The organism is Rhodococcus daqingensis, assembly GCF_042665615.1.
In the GTDB taxonomy this organism is placed as follows: domain Bacteria; phylum Actinomycetota; class Actinomycetes; order Mycobacteriales; family Mycobacteriaceae; genus Rhodococcus_G; species Rhodococcus_G daqingensis.
Map to the genome: position 1 here is coordinate 180,480 of NZ_JBHTCS010000011.1, position 16,951 is coordinate 197,430.

Here is a 16,951-nt window from a genome sequence, read left to right on the forward strand (position 1 = left end):
GCGGGGAGAAGTGTCACATCGAGTCGATTAGAGGTGTCCGGGTGCGAGTCGGAATGCAGATCACCTACAGCGGCGGGTTCGCCGAGACCGTCGCGGAGGTCGCCGACCTCGAGCGTGCGGGCCTCGACATCGCGTTCATCGCGGAGGCGTACTCCTACGATGCGGTCAGCCAGCTCGGCTTCCTGGCGGCGAAGACCTCGACGATCGAGCTGGCGTCGGGCATCTTCCAGATCTACACCCGGACTCCGTCGCTGATGGCGATGACCGCCGCCGGCCTCGACTTCGTCTCCGACGGCAGGTTCGTGCTCGGTCTCGGCGCGTCCGGACCGCAGGTGATCGAGGGCTTCCACGGCGTGCCGTACACCGCTCCGCTCGGCCGTACCCGCGAGATCGTCGACATCTGCCGTCAGGTGTGGAGGCGGGAGAAGGTCCAGTACGACGGCAAGTACTACCAGATCCCGCTGCCCGCGGAGAAGGGGACCGGGCTCGGCAAGCCGCTCAAGCTGATCAACCACCCCGTGCGCGATCGCATCCCGATCGTCATCGCCGCCCTCGGCCCGAAGAACGTCGCGCTGACCGCCGAGATCGCGGAGGGCTGGCAGCCGATCTTCTTCGATCCCGAGCGCGCCAACGACGTGTGGGGCGAGTCCCTCGCGGCGGGCAAGGCCAAGCGCGACCCGAGCCTCGGCGAGCTGCAGATCTACGCGGGTCCCGCGCTGGCCATCGGCGACGACGTGGACCACCTGCTCGAGTGGGTCAAGCCGAGCCTGGCCCTCTACATCGGTGGCATGGGCGCGAAGGGCAAGAACTTCTACAACGACCTCGCGTGCCGCTACGGCTACGAGAAGGAAGCCGCGACCATCCAGGAGCTGTACCTGGCAGGCAAGAAGCAGGAGGCGACCGCGGCCGTGCCGGACGAGCTCGTCCGCGCCATCTCGCTGATCGGTCCCGCCGGGTACGTGAAGGAGCGGGTCGCCGCGTTCGCCGAGGCGGGGGTGACCACGCTGACCGTCAGCCCGCTGGCGGGCGATTCCGCCGGCCGGGTCGCGCTGATCGACCAGTTCCGCAAGCTCGTCGACTGACCCTCGAGCGTGCACCTGCCGGGGCATCGACCGAGAGCGGGCGTCGGTGGGTGCACACTCGGGTGGTCCGGTCGATCGCCTGCCGCCGCGGCCGGCTCCGCACATCCGGCGCCGAGCGGTTCCTCGCGTACGCGCGTGGGCGTACGTCAGTCCTGCCAACCGGGCCTCACCAGGCCCGATTCGTAGGCGATCACCACCAGCTGGGTCCGGTCCCTGGCATCGAGCTTCAGCAGGATCCGGCTCACGTGCGTGCGGGCCGTCGCCGGGCTCATGAACAGTCGCTCGCCGATCTCCGCGTTCGTCAGGCCCTCGGCGACCAGTGCCATCACCTCACGCTCGCGGTCGGTGAGCGGGTCGAGCGACGAATTCGCCGGCCCCACCTTGGCCCTCGATGCGAACTCGGCGATCAACCTGCGGGTGACGCCGGGGGAGAGCAGGGCCTCGCCGTCGGCCACCACGCGCACCGCACGCACCAGGTCGGCGGGTTCGGTGTGTTTGACCAGGAACCCGGTGGCGCCTGCGCGCATCGCCTCGAACACGTACTCGTCGAGCTCGAAGGTGGTGAGCACGACCACCCGCACACCGGCCAGGGTCCGGTCACCCACGATGCGCCGGGTGGCCTCGAGCCCGTCGAGTTGCGGCATCCGGATGTCCATCAGGACCACATCGGGCGCCAGTTCGAGGGCCAGCCGGACGGCCTGTTCGCCGTCCTCGGCCTCGCCGACGACCGCGATACCCTCTTGGGCCTCGAGCAGGGCCACGAACCCGGCGCGTACCAAGGACTGGTCGTCGGCCACCAACACCCGAATCGTCATCGCCCCTCCCGTTGCTCGAAATCTTTGGCGGGCAAGGGGATCTGTGCCCGTACCCGGAAGCCGCCGGCGGGCCCGGTGCCGGTGACGAGGTCGCCGCCGAGCGCCTTCGCGCGTTCGGTCATGCCCGCGATTCCGCCTCCGCCCGACTGGTTCTCGTGCGGTGTCGGGCCGCGGCCATCGTCCTCGACGTCCACCCGCAGCGTGTCGGCGCCGTAGTCGACGCACACCCGGGCGGCGTTCTGGCCGGAGTGCCGTGCGACGTTCGTCAGCGCCTCCTGGACGATCCGCGCCGCCGCCAGATCCACTGCCGCGGGCGGTCGTCTCACCTGCCCGGACACGGTTGTCGCCACTTCTATCCCGGCGTTGCGCGCCCGGTCGACCAGCGCGTCGAGATCCCCGATCGAGGGGGCCGGTGCCAGTGGCGCCCGCTCGTCGCCACGCAGCGTCCGCAGCATCGAGTGCACCTCGACCAGAGCGTCACGGCTGGCGGTCTTGATGGCGGCCAACGCGGCCCCCGCCTGTTCGGGCTTGGTGTCGAGCAGCTCCAGCGCAACGCCGGACTGCACGTTGATCAGCGAGAGGCTGTGTGCCAGCACGTCGTGGAGTTCCCTGGCGATGTCGAGACGTTCCTCGCTCGCGCGGCGTCGCTGCTCCTCCTCGAGGGTGCGGGCCGCCGCCTCTGCGCGCTGGCGCCTTGCCCGGATCGCCTCGCGCCGCTGCCGGATGCCCTCCGCGATCGCGAGCAGGGTGAGCAGCCACGCCCCCAGCCCGATCCTCGCGGCGACCGGTTGCACCTGCTCGCCGGTCACCCACGGGACACCCCAGACGGCCACCACGTAGCCGATCAGCGGCAGCGCGTACATCGGCCAGCGCCGCGCACGCGGCGCGGCGGTGAGGAACGCGACGACGACCGCGATGAAGATCGGTCCCTGGCCGTGGCCGCGCAACAGGTACAGCAGCGTCGCCGTCAGCGTCACCGCGAGAACGGTCCTGGGCGCGTCTCGACGCCACAGCAGGGCGACCGGGCCTGCGGCGAGCAGGACGAACGCGACCCAGTCCAGCGGGTGTGACGGCGACTGGTTCCGCGCGGCCATCACCGACCCGGCGCACGAGACGATCCCGACCACCAGTGCGAGCGCGACGTCGTTCGGTCGGGGCGCTCGGGCTGGCATGGCTTCAACGTAGCCTCGCGCACGCCGGTCGGCATCGTCCCACACGCGTAGTCCCGGGTCCGTCGCGCGACGGATGTGCCGGGAGTCCCGGTGACGGAGCGTTGATGCCATGACACAGACAACCAGGACCAGGGACATCGTGATCACCGATGCGTTGACCAAACGGTACGGCGACCGGGCGGCGGTGGACGGCGTCAGTCTGACCGTGCGGGAGGGGGAGGTCTACGGTTTCCTCGGTCCCAACGGCGCCGGCAAGACGACGACACTTCGCATGCTCGTCGGGCTGGTGCGCCCGACCGCGGGCTCCGCGCGCGTGCTCGGCGGGAATCCCGGCGACCCGGGTGTCACCGCGCGTACCGGCGTCCTCATCGAGGGCCCCGGCTTCTATCCGTATCTGTCCGGGCTCGACAACCTTCGGGTGATGAGCCGGTACCGCGGCCTGCCCGACACTGCGGCGCGGGACGCGCTGGCCAGGGTGGGACTCGCCGACCGAGGCGGCGACCACTTCCGCGGCTACTCGCTCGGTATGAAGCAGCGTCTCGGGGTGGCCTCCGCGCTCCTCGGCGAGCCGGACCTGCTGATCCTGGACGAACCGACCAACGGGCTCGATCCCGCCGGCATGGTCGAGATGCGCTCCCTGGTACGTGAACTCGCCGCGGAGGGGCACACCGTGCTGCTGTCGAGTCACCAGCTGACCGAGGTGCAGGACATCTGCGACCGCGTGGGGGTGATCGTCGCGGGCAGGCTCGAGGCCGAGTCCACGGTGGCCGAATTGCGTGGTGGGTCCAGCATTCTCGTCCGTGCCACGCCGCCGGACAGGGCGCTGTCGGTCGCCGCAGCGATCGCGGGAGCCGAGTCGGTCAGCCGGGTCGACGGCGGCCTGCGCGTCGATGCCGGCGAGGAGTTCGCGCCCCGGCTGATCGCGGCCCTGGTCGCCGCCGGGGTGGAGGTGTTCGACGTGCACAGCAGCGAGAGATCGCTCGAGGACGCCTTTTTCGAGATGACCGATCAGACGATGGAGGTTTCACGATGAACACACTCACGGCCAGCGCCTCGGCCGAGTTCCTGCGCCTGCGCAAGTGGCCCTCGCTGTGGGTGCTGCTCGGCGCCTGGCTACTGCTGAACCTCACCTTCGTCTACCTGTTCGACTACCTGACGTACCGCGGCGACGACGGCACAGGTGCCGTTGGGTCGATTCCGCGGGACGCGCTGATGGCGCGGATGCTGCCCGCCGCGGTGCCCGAGGTGCTCACCCAGGGCATGGCGCTGTTCGGCGGCGCGATCATGCTCACGGTGGGTGCGCTCGCAGCCGGCAGCGGGTACGGATGGGGGACCTGGAAGACGGTGTTCACCCAGGGCCCCGGACGCACCGCGGCGATCGGCGGCACGGTCGTGTCGCTGGCGGCGGTGGTGACCGGGTCGGTCTTGGCGGTGTTCGTGCTCGATCTCGGGGTGTCGTCGCTGATCGCGGCGGTGGAATCGCAACCGACGGCGATGCCGGGCGTCGGTGACTCGCTGCGGGCGATCTGCGCGGGCGTGCTGATCCTGGGCATGTGGACGGCTGCGGGCGTACTCGTCGGCGTGGTGGCGCGCGGTCCCGCGCTGGCGGTCGGGCTCGGTCTGGTGTGGGTGCTCGTGGTGGAGAACCTGCTGCGCGGGGTGTCTGTGCTGTTCGACCCGATCCGCGTGGTCACCGACCACCTGCCGGGTACCGCCGCCGGATCCCTCGCGGGCGCGTTGCGCGGCGGGGCGCCCGGTGGTGAACAGACGCCGGGTGTGCTCACCGTCCTGGACCCGACCACGGCGACCGTTTCGCTCGCCGTCTATCTGGTGCTCTTCGTCGCGGCGACCGCGCTGCTGTTGCGCAGGCGAGATGTCGGCTGAGCTGCGGAGCCCGTGACCGGGTGCCTATTGTCAGGGGATGCGCCCGACGATGGTCGCGACGGTCCGTTCGGAGTGGGTGCGGGCGTGGCGGTGGCCAGCGCAGGTCCCGCTGACGGTGCTGGGCAACGCGGCGCTCGTCTCAGTCGCCTGGTTCCTCATTCCGCGGAGTTGGCTGTTCGACTTCACCGGTACGTGGGGCTTCCCGATCGCGCTGGCCGGCTGGATGTACGCGGACGTGTCCGCGACCAATGTGCTGGGACAGGACCCGGCCGACGCGCTGAGCGTGCTGACCGACAGTGCCGCCCTCGAACGGCTGCTGCGGGCCAAGACCATCGTGCTGTGGCTGCTGGTGGCACCGGCCTGCGCTGCGGTCGCCCTCGCCGTCGGGGTCGTCGAACACGACTTGACGCTGGCGGCGCTGATGATGGTCGGGCTGTGTGTGATCCCGCTCGGCCCGCTGGCGCTGTCCGGCTGGGTCGGCGTCGTCTTCCCCTATCACCAGCGCTCCCTGCGGTGGCGGTGGGCGAACCGGCGCCGGTTCTGGTCGGTCGTGGCGCGTTGGCTGATCCTGGTGGTGCTGCCGTACGGGGTGTTCCCGGCCGGGGATCTCGTGGTCCTCGCGGTACCCCTGCTGATGTTCCACCTGCTGCCCCCGTTCGACGTCGGGGCGGTGCTCACCGCGGACGGGCGGGTCGGGTTCCTGCTGTCGGCGAGCGTGGTGTCGGTGCTCGCCTGGTTCGCGGCGATCCGGGGTACGGCGTTCCTGGCGGGTCGCCGGGCGGGGCGGCTGACCGACTACCTCGGCGACGCCGAGCGGGGCTGAGGCCGGCTCCACTCGGGGTTCTCAGGGTTCGAATCTGGGTGTCTTCCTGGATGTGTCGGCCCAGCCGACCGGCGAGCATCAGTGGCATGGAGAACACACGTGTTCGGTGGCTGCGGGTGATCGGTGGCCTGTTCGCCGCCGTCGCCATCGTGATCGGTGTCGTCGCAGGCGGTGTCGTCTATGCGTGGCAGGCCGCCCGGGTGGACACCGCGGGCCAGATGCGGTTCGATCGGCCGCTCTCGATCCCGCCACTCGCGGCGTCCACGATCGCCCCGGACGGGACCAGGGAGTTCGACCTCGACCTGCGCAGCGGCACCACCGACCTCGGGCACGGACCCGGCACCCGGACCTGGGGCGTGAACGGCTCCTACCTCGGCCCGACGGTGCGGGCGGAGCGCGGCGAGCCGGTCCGGATGAACGTGCGAAACGGGCTGGACGAGGCCAGCACGCTGCACTGGCACGGCATGCACTTGCCCGCGGCCATGGACGGAGGGCCGCATCAGATGGTCGATCCCGGCACCACCTGGTCGCCGCACTGGACCGTTGATCAGCCCGCGGCAACGCTCTGGTACCACCCGCATCTGCACGGCGCGACTGCCGAGCACGTCTACCGCGGCGTCGCGGGCATGTTCCTCATCGACGACCCGGCCGGGCCCGCCCTGCCGGACCGATACGGCATCGACGACGTGCCGGTGATCGTGCAGGACAAGAAATTCGACGGGGACCAACTCGACGACGGCGCCGCGATGTTCAGCGACACCGGGGTGCTCGGGGACGAAGTGCTCGTCAACGGCACCCCCGGGCCGTACCTCGACGTCACCACCGAGCGGGTGCGGCTGCGGCTGCTCAACGCGTCCAATGCGCGGGTGTACCGGTTCGGGTTCGACACCGGCCTCGGGTTCGCGCTCATCGGCACCGATGGCGGGCTGCTGCCGAAACCTGTTGGGATGACCAGCCTTCAGCTCTCACCCGGTGAACGTGCGGAGATCGTGGTCGCCGTTCCGGCCGGCACATCACCGGTGTTGCGCAGTTCGCCGCCTGACCTCGGTGCCGACTTCTGGGGCACCCGGTTCGGGGGTGGTTCGGACACCATGGACATCCTGCAACTGCGCGCGGCCGACCGGCTCGAGTCGAATGCCGTCATCCCGAGTTCTCTTGCTGCGCAGCCTGATCTGGGGATCCCGAGCGTGACACGGCGATTCGACCTGACCAGTCCGACGCAGATCAACGGGAGGTCGATGGACATGGGACGGATCGACGAGGTGGTCACCGTCGGGACGACAGAGGTCTGGGAGGTGCGCAACGTGAGCGGGGGAGTACACAACTTTCACGTCCATGACGTGCAGTTCCAGGTACTGGGCACGGACGATCCCGCGCTGACCGGGCCGAAGGACACTGTCTATGTGCCGCCCGGGCGGACCCTGCGACTGCTGATGCGGTTCACCGACTTCTCCGATCCGTCGACCCCGTACATGTTCCACTGCCACCTGCTCCGTCACGAGGACAACGGGCTGATGGGGCAGTTCGTGGTCGTGGAACCGGGTCAGCGGCCGGTGCCGCCGGCGCCGCCATCGGGCGCCGTGCGCGGCCATCACTGAGCATCGGGGAAAGTTCCGGGTCGAAACCCAATGAGGACCGTTTCTGGCCGCAATTCGGGTGACACTCGATGTGTTGCTCAGCCAATCCGAAACGAAGGACAGGTCATGGACATCAAGCTCGAACTGGTCGCGATCCCCGTCACCGACATCGACCGGGCCAAGGAGTTCTACGTCCGGCTCGGATTCAATGCGGACCACGACCACACGGTCAATGAGAACCTCCGTTTCGTCCAGCTCACGCCGCCCGGGTCGGCCTGCTCGATCTGCATCGGCAAGGGCGTCACCGATGCCGAGCCCGGCTCGGTCGTCGGCATGCAGGTGGTGGTCAAGGACATCGAGGAGGCCGAGCGCGAGTTCAAGAGCCGCGGCATCGACATCAGCCCGATCGACCGCCAGCCATGGGGCAACTTCGTGTACTTCAGCGACCCCGACGGGAACAAGTGGGCGGTCCAGGAGATCGTGATCCCGGACCTCGGGTAGGTGACCAGCGCAACAGCGATCGGTCCGCAATGGTGACCTTCGACTCTGACGGGGCGCAGGCAAATTCAGGACAATGGTCCGGGCAGGCCAATCGTGATCGTGAAGGGAGAACCATGAGTGCAGGAAAGCCCATCGTGGTGGGTGTGGACGGATCGGAGTCTTCGACGGCGGCGGTCGCGTGGGCGGCACGTACCGCGGCGATGAGGAAGACGCCGCTGGTCCTCGTGTCGGTGGTGCACGTTCCTGCGTACTACTACTCCGAGCCCTACCTCGCCCGGGGCTACGGAGACGACCTCAAGAACGCGGGCCGCGCCCACCTGGACTCCGCGGCGGTGCTGGCCGCGCAGGCGGTGGACGGCCTCGCGTCGGTCGACATCAGCACGAAGCTGCACGAGGGGCAGATCGCGGAGACGCTGCTGCAGTACTCGGACGGCGCGACCATGATCGTGCTCGGGTCGCGCGGGCTCGGGGAGTTCACCGGAGCGCTGATGGGGTCGGTCACCGTCGCGGTGTCCTCGCACTCGACGGCCCCGGTCGCGGTGGTCCGCGGCCGCACGCTCGACGGCAGGCCGCCGACCGAGGGCCCCGTCGTCGTCGGGGTCGACGGCTCGGAGGTCAGTGAGGCAGCGGTCGCGGTCGCGTTCGAGGAGGCCGCGACCCGGCACGCCTCGCTGATCGCGGTCCACGTCTGGAGCGACGTGTCGGTCCAGCCCTGCCTGGGGGCGACCGCAGACGACCCGCACTGGAGCGGGATCCAGTCGTTCGAGGAGGCCGTGCTGTCCGAGCGGCTCGCCGGGTGGACCGAGCGCTACCCCGACGTCGCCGTGCAGCGGGTGGTGGCGCGCGATCGCCCGGTCCGGGTGCTCAGCGAGTTCGCGGAGCGGGCGCAGCTGCTGGTGGTCGGCAGCCACGGCCGCGGAGGGTTCAAGGGCATGCTGCTCGGCTCGACCAGCAATGCGCTGATGCGGACCGCTGACTGCCCGGTCCTCATCGTCCGCCCGAAGGACAAGGCCTAAGCCCGACGCGCGGGCGGTCGGGGCTCAGCCGAAGTCCGCCAGACCGCCCGCACGGAGCGCGGCCCACCCGTCGGCGGGGTGTGCCCGCTCAGTCGTCCGTGGACGTCGCTGAGCTGGGCATTCAGGACGTTGGGCGGGTCTTCGGCGATGAGCCGCAGCGCAGTCGCTGTAACGGAAACAGACCGGTTCCGATGCTTTTCATAGCTAACCCTTCGGTAAAGGAGCCTCAATGAAGCAGCGATTCACCGTCCGCCGCCGGATTGCCGTGGCCCTCACGTCCGCAGCAGCCGCGACCACACTCTTCACCGGGACGGCCGCCGCCGCACCCGCCGCCCAGCCCACCGCCGACCCCGGCGCGGCCGCCTCCGGGCTGCGCGCAGCCGCCGCGGGCAACGCCGACGCGGAGGCCGCGATCGAGCGGCTGATCGCCTCGCCGCAGGACGTGGCGAAGGGGCTCGGAACGCCCGTGCTCACCCTGCCCGGGCAGATCTTCCCGGTGCCCGCCTACTCCGACACCGGACAGGGCGGCCAGGTCCTGGGCCAGCTCTACGGCTCCGGCGTGGCCACCAACATGAACAACGAGTTCCGATTCGGCTTCTTCGGCGGACCGGGGAGCATCGCCGAGAACCAGGCGGGCGCCGAGCTGAACGTGGTCTGGTACAGCCTGGCCAACGGAACGAGCGGCATCACCCGGCTCGACCAGAACAACAAGGTCGTCCCCACCGTCATCTCCACCGCACCGCTGAACGTCGGCAAGGGCATGGTCGTCGGCGCGGTCTACGGCTCGCTCTGGCACAAGGTCGGCCCGAAGGCGGAGGACGTCGTCAAGAGCACCATCTGGATGCCGAGCATGGGCATGGTGATGAGCTAGCAGCAGCTCCCCGGCCCCTCCCTGGTGTCCCACCAGTGGGTCCACCGGTCCGCGAGGGCCGCGAATTCCTCAGCGCCCCGGCCGTAGCCGCTCAAAATGATCTGGGCGCCGCCGCCGGGGCGCTGCTCGCTCTGCGGCTGGATCCCGAGGATCAGCAGCCCGGGGCCGAGGGCATCGACCGTCAGTCCGAGCTGCTTGGGCGAGCGGAACCACACAGTGCCGCTGAGTGCGTCCCCGGTCGCGACCAGTGCGGTGTACGCGGAACCGGGCGGCGTGGTGATCGCCTCCAACCCGAGTATCTCCATCGCGGTGGCGCCCCCGGTCGGGCCGTCGAGGTACAGGGTTCGCCGTTCCGCGAGGTCATGGCGTTCGAGGCCGAACTTCAGCTGCTGCAGGAAGGTCGTCCAGCCCTCGGTGACGTCCTCGTACCAATCATCCCACTCCGGGTGGGACCCCTTGGCGGGGCGGGTGATCCGCACGACGGTGCCGTCGGCGGCGGGCCTCAGGCTGAACCTGTCGCCGCCCTGGACCGTCAGGGTCAGCGCCTGGGCGTCCTCGTCCGCGCCGTCGATGAAGATCTCGCGGATCTCGTCGTCGAGCCCGCCGGGACCGTCGTATTCCCAGCCGTGCCAGCGCCGGATGAGCGCGGGATCGCGCAGCGCCTGCCACACGCGCTCCGGTTCGGCTGCGATGGTGGTCTCGATGACGATCTCCGGCTCGGTCATGACCCCGATTCTGCTGCATCGAGGACCCCGAGGCCAGATTGCGATCGACTGATCATGTTGAAGATCAAATGATTTCACGTCGCGGATCTGTGTGCGGTCGACCGTGTCCACCCGCGAAATGTGCACAGCCGGAGGAACTCTGGACTAGGGTCATGCGAGGCCGTCGGGTGAGTTCGGCCCTCCAGCCCGGACCGGCGGGCATCTAGTGAGCACATGCGTACTGAAGGAAATGTGAAAGCACTTCGATTCAGGGGGCGTTGCCATGACCACCAGCTCAGTTCAGTCCGGAATGCCCGTGCCAAGCCTGGATCACCGGCGGGGCCGCTGAGGTGGCTGTGGTCGGCCTGTCGGCCGGTGCGACCGAGATCCCCGGAGCCGACGCGACACACCGCGAGTGGCCGTTGCTCGCGAGACTCACCGACCCCGGTGATCTCCGGGGCCTCGACGCGGGCGAGATCACGGACCTGTGTGCGCAGATCCGCGGTTTCCTGGTCCAGAAGGTATGCGCCACCGGCGGCCACCTCGGCGGGAATCTGGGGGTAGTCGAGCTGACCGTCGCCCTGCACCGGGCCTTCGACTCGCCGCGCGATGTGCTCGTCTTCGACACCGGTCACCAGACCTATGTCCACAAGATCCTGACCGGCCGCGCCGCTGCCTTCGAGGGGCTGCGTCAGGCGGGGGGACTGTCGGGTTACCCGAGCCGGGCCGAGTCCGCGCACGACGTTGTCGAGAACTCCCACGCGTCGACCGCGCTCTCCTACGCTGATGGACTGGCCAAGGCGTTTGCGCTGCGGGGCGAGACCGGGCGACGGGTCGTCGCGGTGATCGGGGACGGCGGGATGACCGGCGGCCTCGCCTGGGAAGGGCTCAACAACCTGTCCGTTCGGGGCTCGGACCGACCCGTCGTGGTGGTGCTCAACGACAACGGCCGCTCCTACGACCCCACGGTCGGGGGCCTGGCGGCACATCTGGGCGCGCTGCGGCGAACTCGCCCGGAGGACGCCTCCACCACCGGACCTTCACCGGCTCCCCGGTGGGTCGCGAACACCGTGTTCGAGCATCTCGGTCTCGACTACATCGGACCCGTCGACGGCCACGACGTCGCGGCCCTCGAGTCCGCGTTCGACCACGCCGGCTCGCTCGGCCGACCGGTGCTCGTGCACGTCATCACCGCCAAGGGCAAGGGCTACGAGCCTGCGGAAACCGATGACGCCGACCGGATGCACGGCATCGGGATCCTCGATCCCGCGACGGGTGCCGCCACGGCACCGGGAAAGCCAACGTGGACAGATTTTTTCGGCGGGGAGATCGTGCGGATCGGCGAGCGTCGTCCCGATGTGGTCTGCGTGACCGCCGCGATGCTGAACCCGGTCGGACTTGGCCCCTTCGCCCGGGCGTTCCCCGACCGGGTCTTCGACGTGGGTATCGCCGAACAGCACGCCGTGTGCTCGGCCGCGGGTCTGGCGATGGGGGGACTGCACCCCGTGGTGTGCCTCTACGCCACCTTCCTCAACCGGGCCTTCGATCAGGTGCTGATGGACGTCGCCCTGCAGCGGCAGCCGGTCACCTTCGTGCTGGACCGGGCCGGCATCACCGGTCCCGACGGCGCCTCCCACCACGGCATGTGGGACACAGGGATTCTGAGCGTGGTGCCCGGGGTGCGCGTCGCGGCGCCGCGGGATCCCGCCTCGCTGCGTGAGCTCCTCGGCGAGGCCGTCGCCGACGAGCGTGGGCCGACGGTGATCCGCTATCCCAAAGCGACAGCGGGACCGGATATCCCGGCGATCACCCGGGTGGACGGTCTCGACATCCTGTACGCCTCCGCGTCGCGGTCGCCCGAGGTGCTGCTGGTCGCCGCCGGAGCGATGGCCGGTCCCTGCCTCGAGGCCGCGGCACTCCTGCGTGGCTCCGGGATCGGCGCCACGGTGGTCGATCCGCGCTGGATCACCCCGGTCGGCCCGGCCCTGATCGAGCTGGCCGCGGGTCACCGCGTCGTCGTCACCGTCGAGGACGCCGCCCGCACCGGGGGCATGGGGGCACTTCTCGTGGAGGCCTGCGCCGACGCCGCCGTGACGACGCCCGTTCTGCCACTCGGGCTCCCGCGCGCCTTCATCGATCAGGGCGGGCGGGGGGACCTGCTGGCCCGGTACGGGCTCACGGCGGAGCGGATCGCGGCCGCCGCGGAGCGACTGCTCGCCCGGCCCTCGGATGAGGCGGGTGATCCCGCGCATGAGTGAGCGCACCGAACTGCGGTCCAGGGACGAGGTACTGGCGATCTTCGACGACGCGGGCCGGGAGATCGGTACCGCCCCCAGGTCGCGGGTCTTCGCGGAAGGTCTGTGGCTGGCCAGCGCGGGGGTCCTGCTGAGGTCGCACGACGGCGGGTGGATCTACGTGCATCGCCGCTCGCACAACAAGGAGGTGTTCGCGGGGCTCCACGATTGCATCGCGGGCGGTGGGGTCGACCCGGGGGAGAGCCCCGAGCAGACCGCCCGTCGCGAGCTGGAGGAGGAACTGGGGGTCACCGGTGTCACGTTGTCACCGCTGGCGCGCATCTCCTGGGACGGGAGCTGGGCGGGGCGACCGCTGCGGTGCCACCTCCACGCGTTCGAGGGGCAGTACGACGGGCCGATCCGACACCAGGACAAGGAGATCACCGACGGCGGGTGGTGGACCGAGGCGAGCCTGCGGCGGCGCCTCGCGGACCCCTCGTGGCCGTTCGCGCCCCACAGCCGGGCCCTGCTCGGTGCCTCGCTCGGGTGGGCGACGGGCCGCTAGGTCAGCTCAGAATTCGAACAGGTCGGCGGCGGCCTCCACCGCCAGCGGCGCGGCCGCGCTCTTGTCCGGCGCGAGATCGTGTCCGGTGCCCTCGACGAGGACCAGTCGTGTCGGCGTCGGCACCAGCGCGAGCGCCGCGCGCATCTCGTCCGGGGTTCCGAACGGATCCCGGGTGCCGTGCACGAACACGCAGGGAACGCGGAGATCCGGCAGGTGGGCGGTCCGCGCCTTCTCCGGCTTTCCGGGCGGGTGCAGCGGATACGAGAAGAGCACCAGTCCGTCGCATGATTCGGGCTGCTCCGCCGCGAGCATGGTCGACTGGCGGCCGCCGTACGAGTGTCCGCCGAGAATCACAGGGCCCGAGGTGAGTTCGCGCACCGCGTCGGCTGCGGCCGCGATGCCCTCGCGATCCCGGTCCGCGGTGGACGGGCTCGGTGGGCCCTTCGGCCTGCGCTGGCGGAACGGCAGGTCGTAGCGGAGGACGAGCAGCCCGCGCTCGGCGAATTCCGTTGCCGCCCGCTGCAACATCTTGGCGTCGCGGTTGCCGCCTGCGCCGTGTGCGAGCAGGAGGGCGCCGACCGGATCCCCGGCGGGCCGATGGAGAACGCCGCTCACGCCCTCGCCTTCGAACAGCTCAGTCATGACCTCGACGCTATCGCGTGCCGGACCAGAGTGTTTAGGAGTCCGAACCAACGCTGACATCCGTACCCGATCGGAGGACGATGAAACAGACCGGTCTCGTTCCGACCTCCCGGAGACCGTCACGACAGCTCCCGCGGGTTCCCGACGGAAGGTGGGGTGGCCGAGATGGTCGAAGCTGCAGCCGGCGCGGCGGAAGCCGAGAGTTCCGTCGAGAGTGGTGGCTACCACCAGGAACTGAAGCGGACGCTCGGCTCCTTTCAGGTGTTCGCGATCTCGTTCGCGTTCATCTCGGTGGCGGTCGGCATCTTCGGGACCTACGACGACGTGCTGCGGAACGCGGGGCCGGTCGGGATCTGGCTCTGGGCGATCGCGGTGGCCGGGCAGATCCTGGTGGCGCTGGTGTACGCGCAGTTCGCGGCCCGCATACCGCTCAGCGGCTCCACCTACCAATGGGCCTCACGGCTGGCCAACCCGAAGATCGGCTGGGGGTTCGGGTGGCTGACCGTCTGCTACCTGTCGTTCGGTGTCGTGGCGGTCGACAATGCCCTTGCCAGCCAGGCCTTCATGCCGCTCTTCGGCATGGAGCCGGACGAAGACACCGCGCGCGTGATCACGCTGGCGATGATGTTCATCCAGGCGTTGCTCGTTGTGTTCTCGACGCGCATCGTCGCCATGATCAACGCGAGCGCGGTGGGACTCGAGCTGGTGATTGTCGTGGTGCTGGCGATTGCGCTCATCGTCGCCGTCCTGATCACGGGCGACGGCGGGGCGGGCAACCTCACCTCGCGCGGTGTCACCGAGAACGCACCCGACTATTTCGCCGTCGGCGGCGGGTTGATGGCCGCGATGATCATGGGCCTGGCCACGCTCGTCGGCTTCGATGCCGCGGCGAACCTGGCCGAGGAAGCCAAGGATCCCTTCCGCAGCGTCCCGCGCGCGATCGTGGGATCGGTCGTGGCAGCTGGGGCACTGGGAATGGTGTTCCTGATCGCACTCACCGTCGCGATCGACGACATCCCTCGGATCAGCAGGAGCGAGTCGCCGGTCGCCGCGATCATGCGCGATCAGCTCGGTCCCGTGATGGAGCGAACACTCCTGGTCGCGATCACGTTCGCCTTCTTCGCCGCCGGGATGGTGACGATGGCCGCGTGTTCGCGGATCGTCTTCGCGATGGCGCGCGACGCCAGGTTCCCCGCGTACCGGGTGATGCGGCGGATCAACCCGCGCACGCAGACTCCGGTCCAGGCGACGATCCTGATCCTCGTCGTCGGGGTCGTCCTGATGGTCGCGCTTCCTGGCGACGCGCTGCTGGAGCTGATCGTGGCGGGGACGCTCCTCACGGCCATCGTCTACGGAGCCACAGTTGTCCTCTACCTCGCGGTGCGCAGGCGGTTGGACCGCAAGGAGGGCGGATTCAACCTCGGGCGGTTCGAACTACCCGTCGCGATCGGGGCCCTCGTGTGGATGGCGATCGTGCTGTTCGTGCTGATATCCCCGGGGGAGGCGTTCGTCCCGGTCCTGATCGTGGTGGGTCTGCTCGTCCTGGGCGGGCTGTTCTTCCTCGCCATGTGGGTCTTCGACCGCGAGGTGCTCGACACCGAGCCCGGGGATATCAGCATCTACAAGCATTGACCGGAGGTGACCGAATGGGTGCGACCGCCAGGCTGACGGGTGAGGTGGTGCGTCCGGGCGATCCGGGCTACGAGGCGGCGCGAATCGGCTGGAACCGCCTGTATTCCCGCTATCCCGAGGCGATCGTGTTCTGCTGCGACGCGCACGAGGTGATCAATGCGGTCGAGTGGGCTCGTGAGGAGGGCATCGCCCTGCGCGCCCGCAGCGGACGCCACAGCCTGGAGGGTTGGTCCTCGCTCGACGGCGGACTGGTCATCGACGTCAGCCGGATGAAGAATCTCGAGATCGACGCGACCGCGCGCACGGCGACGGTGGGGACGGGGCTCACCCAGGCGGAGACGGTCGCGGCGCTCGGGCGGCGCGGATATGTCATCCCGACCGGCTCGGAAGGGGGTGTCGGCCTCGGCGGTGTGGTCCTCGGCGGCGGCTTCGGATTACTCACCCGCAGTATGGGTTTGGCCTGCGACAACCTGCTCGGCGCCGACGTCGTGGTGGCCGACGGCGCGCGCTCGGCGAAGGTTGTCGAGGCCACCGATCGCAGCAACCCCGATCTGCTCTGGGCGTGCCGCGGCGGCGGCGGCGGCAATTTCGGGATCGCGACGTCCTACACGTTGAGGCTGCGCGAGCTCTCCGACGTCACCTTCCTGATCGCCAGGTGGACCGGACACGGCGAGCTGGGCGCCCTGCTTCGCGCGTGGCAGCGGGAGGCACCGGTCGCGGACGAGCGGCTGACCAGCGCGCTCGAGGTGGATTCCACCGCGGTCGAGCTCTCCGCGTTGCTCTACGACGGCTCGCGCCGGGAACTGACCGACCAACTGCACTCGCTGTTGACGATCGGCGACCCCGAGGTGACCGTCACGGACGACGCCTGGCCCACGGTGTACGGCAGCGTCGACCGGGGTCCGAACGACGTGGCCAACTGGAAGTTCTACTCCCAGTTCGTCACCCGTCCGTTCCCCGATGAGGCGATCGATCTGATAGTCCGCTACATGGGCGACGCGCCCAGTGCCCCCAGCAACTTCTTCTGCTCGAGCTTCGGCGGTGCCGTGCGGCACGCTCCGCCCGGCGGATCGGCCTTCCCGCACCGCGACGCGCTGTTCTATTGCGAGCCGGGCGCGGCCTGGAACGACCCCGCACTGAACTCGAAGGCCTTGGGCTGGGCGGCAGGCTTCTGGCGTGCGCTGCGCCCCTTCTGCGACGGTGCGTACGTCAACGTGCCCAACGCCGCCGCGTCGGATTGGGAGCGCGAATACTACGGACCCAACCGTGCGCGGCTGCGTCAGGTCAAGGCCACCTATGACCCGGAGAACGTGTTCCGCTTCGAGCAGAGCGTGCCCCCGCCGCCGGCTGTTGACCGGGCTCCGCGACGGCCTCCACCCGATCGAGCGGGAACGGGGGAGCGCCCACCCCGGTGATCCGGTAGTTGCCCCAGG

16 protein-coding genes are annotated in these 16,951 nt (G+C 69.7%); 12 read left to right on the forward strand and 4 right to left on the reverse strand.

Annotated features, from left to right (window positions below):
• Window positions 1–41 precede the first annotated feature (41 nt).
• Window positions 42–1,082, forward strand: a complete 1,041-nt coding sequence (locus ACFQS9_RS09875) for an LLM class F420-dependent oxidoreductase (RefSeq protein WP_378404004.1) — start codon at window positions 42–44, stop codon at window positions 1,080–1,082.
• A 146-nt stretch (window positions 1,083–1,228) separates the two neighbouring features.
• Here ACFQS9_RS09875 and ACFQS9_RS09880 read toward each other — a convergent pair whose 3' ends face one another.
• Together ACFQS9_RS09880 and ACFQS9_RS09885 are read right to left on the reverse strand one after the other, a co-directional pair.
• Complete coding sequence (locus ACFQS9_RS09880; protein WP_378404005.1) at window positions 1,229–1,897, reverse strand: response regulator transcription factor; 669 nt, start codon at window positions 1,895–1,897, stop codon at window positions 1,229–1,231.
• On the reverse strand, window positions 1,894–3,069 hold the full coding sequence (locus tag ACFQS9_RS09885) for a sensor histidine kinase (RefSeq protein ID WP_378404006.1): 1,176 nt from the start codon (window positions 3,067–3,069) through the stop codon (window positions 1,894–1,896). Before ACFQS9_RS09885 ends, ACFQS9_RS09880 begins: the two co-directional genes overlap by 4 nt.
• Window positions 3,070–3,178: 109 nt before the next feature.
• On the opposite strand from ACFQS9_RS09885, the gene ACFQS9_RS09890 reads away from it, so the two are divergent.
• From ACFQS9_RS09890 to ACFQS9_RS09920, 7 genes are all read left to right on the forward strand, one after another.
• Window positions 3,179–4,102: an ABC transporter ATP-binding protein gene (locus ACFQS9_RS09890; RefSeq protein WP_378404008.1), complete on the forward strand. Its 924-nt coding sequence runs from the start codon at window positions 3,179–3,181 to the stop codon at window positions 4,100–4,102.
• Window positions 4,099–4,953: an ABC transporter permease subunit gene (locus tag ACFQS9_RS09895; RefSeq protein WP_378404010.1), complete on the forward strand. Its 855-nt coding sequence runs from the start codon at window positions 4,099–4,101 to the stop codon at window positions 4,951–4,953. Before ACFQS9_RS09890 ends, ACFQS9_RS09895 begins: the two co-directional genes overlap by 4 nt.
• A gap of 37 nt (window positions 4,954–4,990) precedes the next feature.
• Window positions 4,991–5,776 (forward strand): hypothetical protein, encoded by a 786-nt coding sequence (locus ACFQS9_RS09900; protein ID WP_378404012.1) that lies wholly within the window; start codon window positions 4,991–4,993, stop codon window positions 5,774–5,776.
• A gap of 50 nt (window positions 5,777–5,826) precedes the next feature.
• Window positions 5,827–7,374, forward strand: coding sequence for a multicopper oxidase family protein (locus ACFQS9_RS09905; protein ID WP_378404014.1), 1,548 nt, complete (start codon window positions 5,827–5,829; stop codon window positions 7,372–7,374).
• A 105-nt stretch (window positions 7,375–7,479) separates the two neighbouring features.
• Entirely contained in the window at window positions 7,480–7,854 is a 375-nt protein-coding gene (locus tag ACFQS9_RS09910) for a glyoxalase superfamily protein (protein ID WP_378404016.1), read from the forward strand.
• Window positions 7,855–7,967: 113 nt separating this feature from the next.
• On the forward strand, window positions 7,968–8,870 hold the full coding sequence (locus tag ACFQS9_RS09915) for a universal stress protein (RefSeq protein ID WP_378404018.1): 903 nt from the start codon (window positions 7,968–7,970) through the stop codon (window positions 8,868–8,870).
• Between the two features lie 229 nt (window positions 8,871–9,099).
• Entirely contained in the window at window positions 9,100–9,741 is a 642-nt protein-coding gene (locus ACFQS9_RS09920; RefSeq protein WP_378404019.1) for a Tat pathway signal protein, read from the forward strand.
• Here the strand turns inward: ACFQS9_RS09920 and ACFQS9_RS09925 are convergent.
• Window positions 9,738–10,466 carry an SRPBCC family protein gene (locus tag ACFQS9_RS09925; RefSeq protein ID WP_378404021.1) on the reverse strand — a complete coding sequence of 243 codons (729 nt, stop codon included), beginning with the start codon at window positions 10,464–10,466 and terminating at the stop codon, window positions 9,738–9,740. The two genes, ACFQS9_RS09920 and ACFQS9_RS09925, sit on opposite strands and share 4 nt — an antisense overlap.
• A 401-nt stretch (window positions 10,467–10,867) precedes the next feature.
• Between ACFQS9_RS09925 and ACFQS9_RS09930 the strand changes: the two genes are divergently transcribed.
• Both ACFQS9_RS09930 and ACFQS9_RS09935 read left to right on the forward strand, forming a co-directional pair.
• On the forward strand, window positions 10,868–12,703 hold the full coding sequence (locus ACFQS9_RS09930) for a 1-deoxy-D-xylulose-5-phosphate synthase (RefSeq protein ID WP_378404169.1): 1,836 nt from the start codon (window positions 10,868–10,870) through the stop codon (window positions 12,701–12,703).
• Entirely contained in the window at window positions 12,696–13,244 is a 549-nt protein-coding gene (locus tag ACFQS9_RS09935) for an NUDIX hydrolase (protein ID WP_378404023.1), read from the forward strand. Before ACFQS9_RS09930 ends, ACFQS9_RS09935 begins: the two co-directional genes overlap by 8 nt.
• Window positions 13,245–13,250: 6 nt before the next feature.
• On the opposite strand, the gene ACFQS9_RS09940 is transcribed toward ACFQS9_RS09935, so the two are convergent.
• Window positions 13,251–13,886, reverse strand: coding sequence for an alpha/beta hydrolase family protein (locus ACFQS9_RS09940; RefSeq protein ID WP_378404024.1), 636 nt, complete (start codon window positions 13,884–13,886; stop codon window positions 13,251–13,253).
• 165 nt (window positions 13,887–14,051) lie between these two features.
• Between ACFQS9_RS09940 and ACFQS9_RS09945 the strand changes: the two genes are divergently transcribed.
• Complete coding sequence (locus ACFQS9_RS09945; protein WP_378404027.1) at window positions 14,052–15,518, forward strand: APC family permease; 1,467 nt, start codon at window positions 14,052–14,054, stop codon at window positions 15,516–15,518.
• A gap of 14 nt (window positions 15,519–15,532) precedes the next feature.
• Window positions 15,533–16,933, forward strand: a complete 1,401-nt coding sequence (locus tag ACFQS9_RS09950; RefSeq protein WP_378404029.1) for an FAD-binding oxidoreductase — start codon at window positions 15,533–15,535, stop codon at window positions 16,931–16,933.
• Window positions 16,934–16,951 lie beyond the last annotated feature (18 nt).

Bases quoted from the DNA above. Each gene is read 5' to 3' on its own strand.
- ACFQS9_RS09880 (WP_378404005.1), bottom strand. From the start codon at position 1,897: ATGACGATTCGGGTGTTGGTGGCCGACGACCAGTCCTTGGTACGCGCC.
- ACFQS9_RS09885 (WP_378404006.1), bottom strand. From the start codon at position 3,069: ATGCCAGCCCGAGCGCCCCGACCGAACGACGTCGCGCTCGCACTGGTG.
- ACFQS9_RS09890 (WP_378404008.1), top strand. From the start codon at position 3,179: ATGACACAGACAACCAGGACCAGGGACATCGTGATCACCGATGCGTTG.
- ACFQS9_RS09895 (WP_378404010.1), top strand. From the start codon at position 4,099: ATGAACACACTCACGGCCAGCGCCTCGGCCGAGTTCCTGCGCCTGCGC.
- ACFQS9_RS09900 (WP_378404012.1), top strand. From the start codon at position 4,991: ATGCGCCCGACGATGGTCGCGACGGTCCGTTCGGAGTGGGTGCGGGCG.
- ACFQS9_RS09905 (WP_378404014.1), top strand. From the start codon at position 5,827: ATGTGTCGGCCCAGCCGACCGGCGAGCATCAGTGGCATGGAGAACACA.
- ACFQS9_RS09910 (WP_378404016.1), top strand. From the start codon at position 7,480: ATGGACATCAAGCTCGAACTGGTCGCGATCCCCGTCACCGACATCGAC.
- ACFQS9_RS09915 (WP_378404018.1), top strand. From the start codon at position 7,968: ATGAGTGCAGGAAAGCCCATCGTGGTGGGTGTGGACGGATCGGAGTCT.
- ACFQS9_RS09920 (WP_378404019.1), top strand. From the start codon at position 9,100: ATGAAGCAGCGATTCACCGTCCGCCGCCGGATTGCCGTGGCCCTCACG.
- ACFQS9_RS09925 (WP_378404021.1), bottom strand. From the start codon at position 10,466: ATGACCGAGCCGGAGATCGTCATCGAGACCACCATCGCAGCCGAACCG.
- ACFQS9_RS09935 (WP_378404023.1), top strand. From the start codon at position 12,696: ATGAGTGAGCGCACCGAACTGCGGTCCAGGGACGAGGTACTGGCGATC.
- ACFQS9_RS09940 (WP_378404024.1), bottom strand. From the start codon at position 13,886: ATGACTGAGCTGTTCGAAGGCGAGGGCGTGAGCGGCGTTCTCCATCGG.
- ACFQS9_RS09945 (WP_378404027.1), top strand. From the start codon at position 14,052: ATGGTCGAAGCTGCAGCCGGCGCGGCGGAAGCCGAGAGTTCCGTCGAG.
- ACFQS9_RS09950 (WP_378404029.1), top strand. From the start codon at position 15,533: ATGGGTGCGACCGCCAGGCTGACGGGTGAGGTGGTGCGTCCGGGCGAT.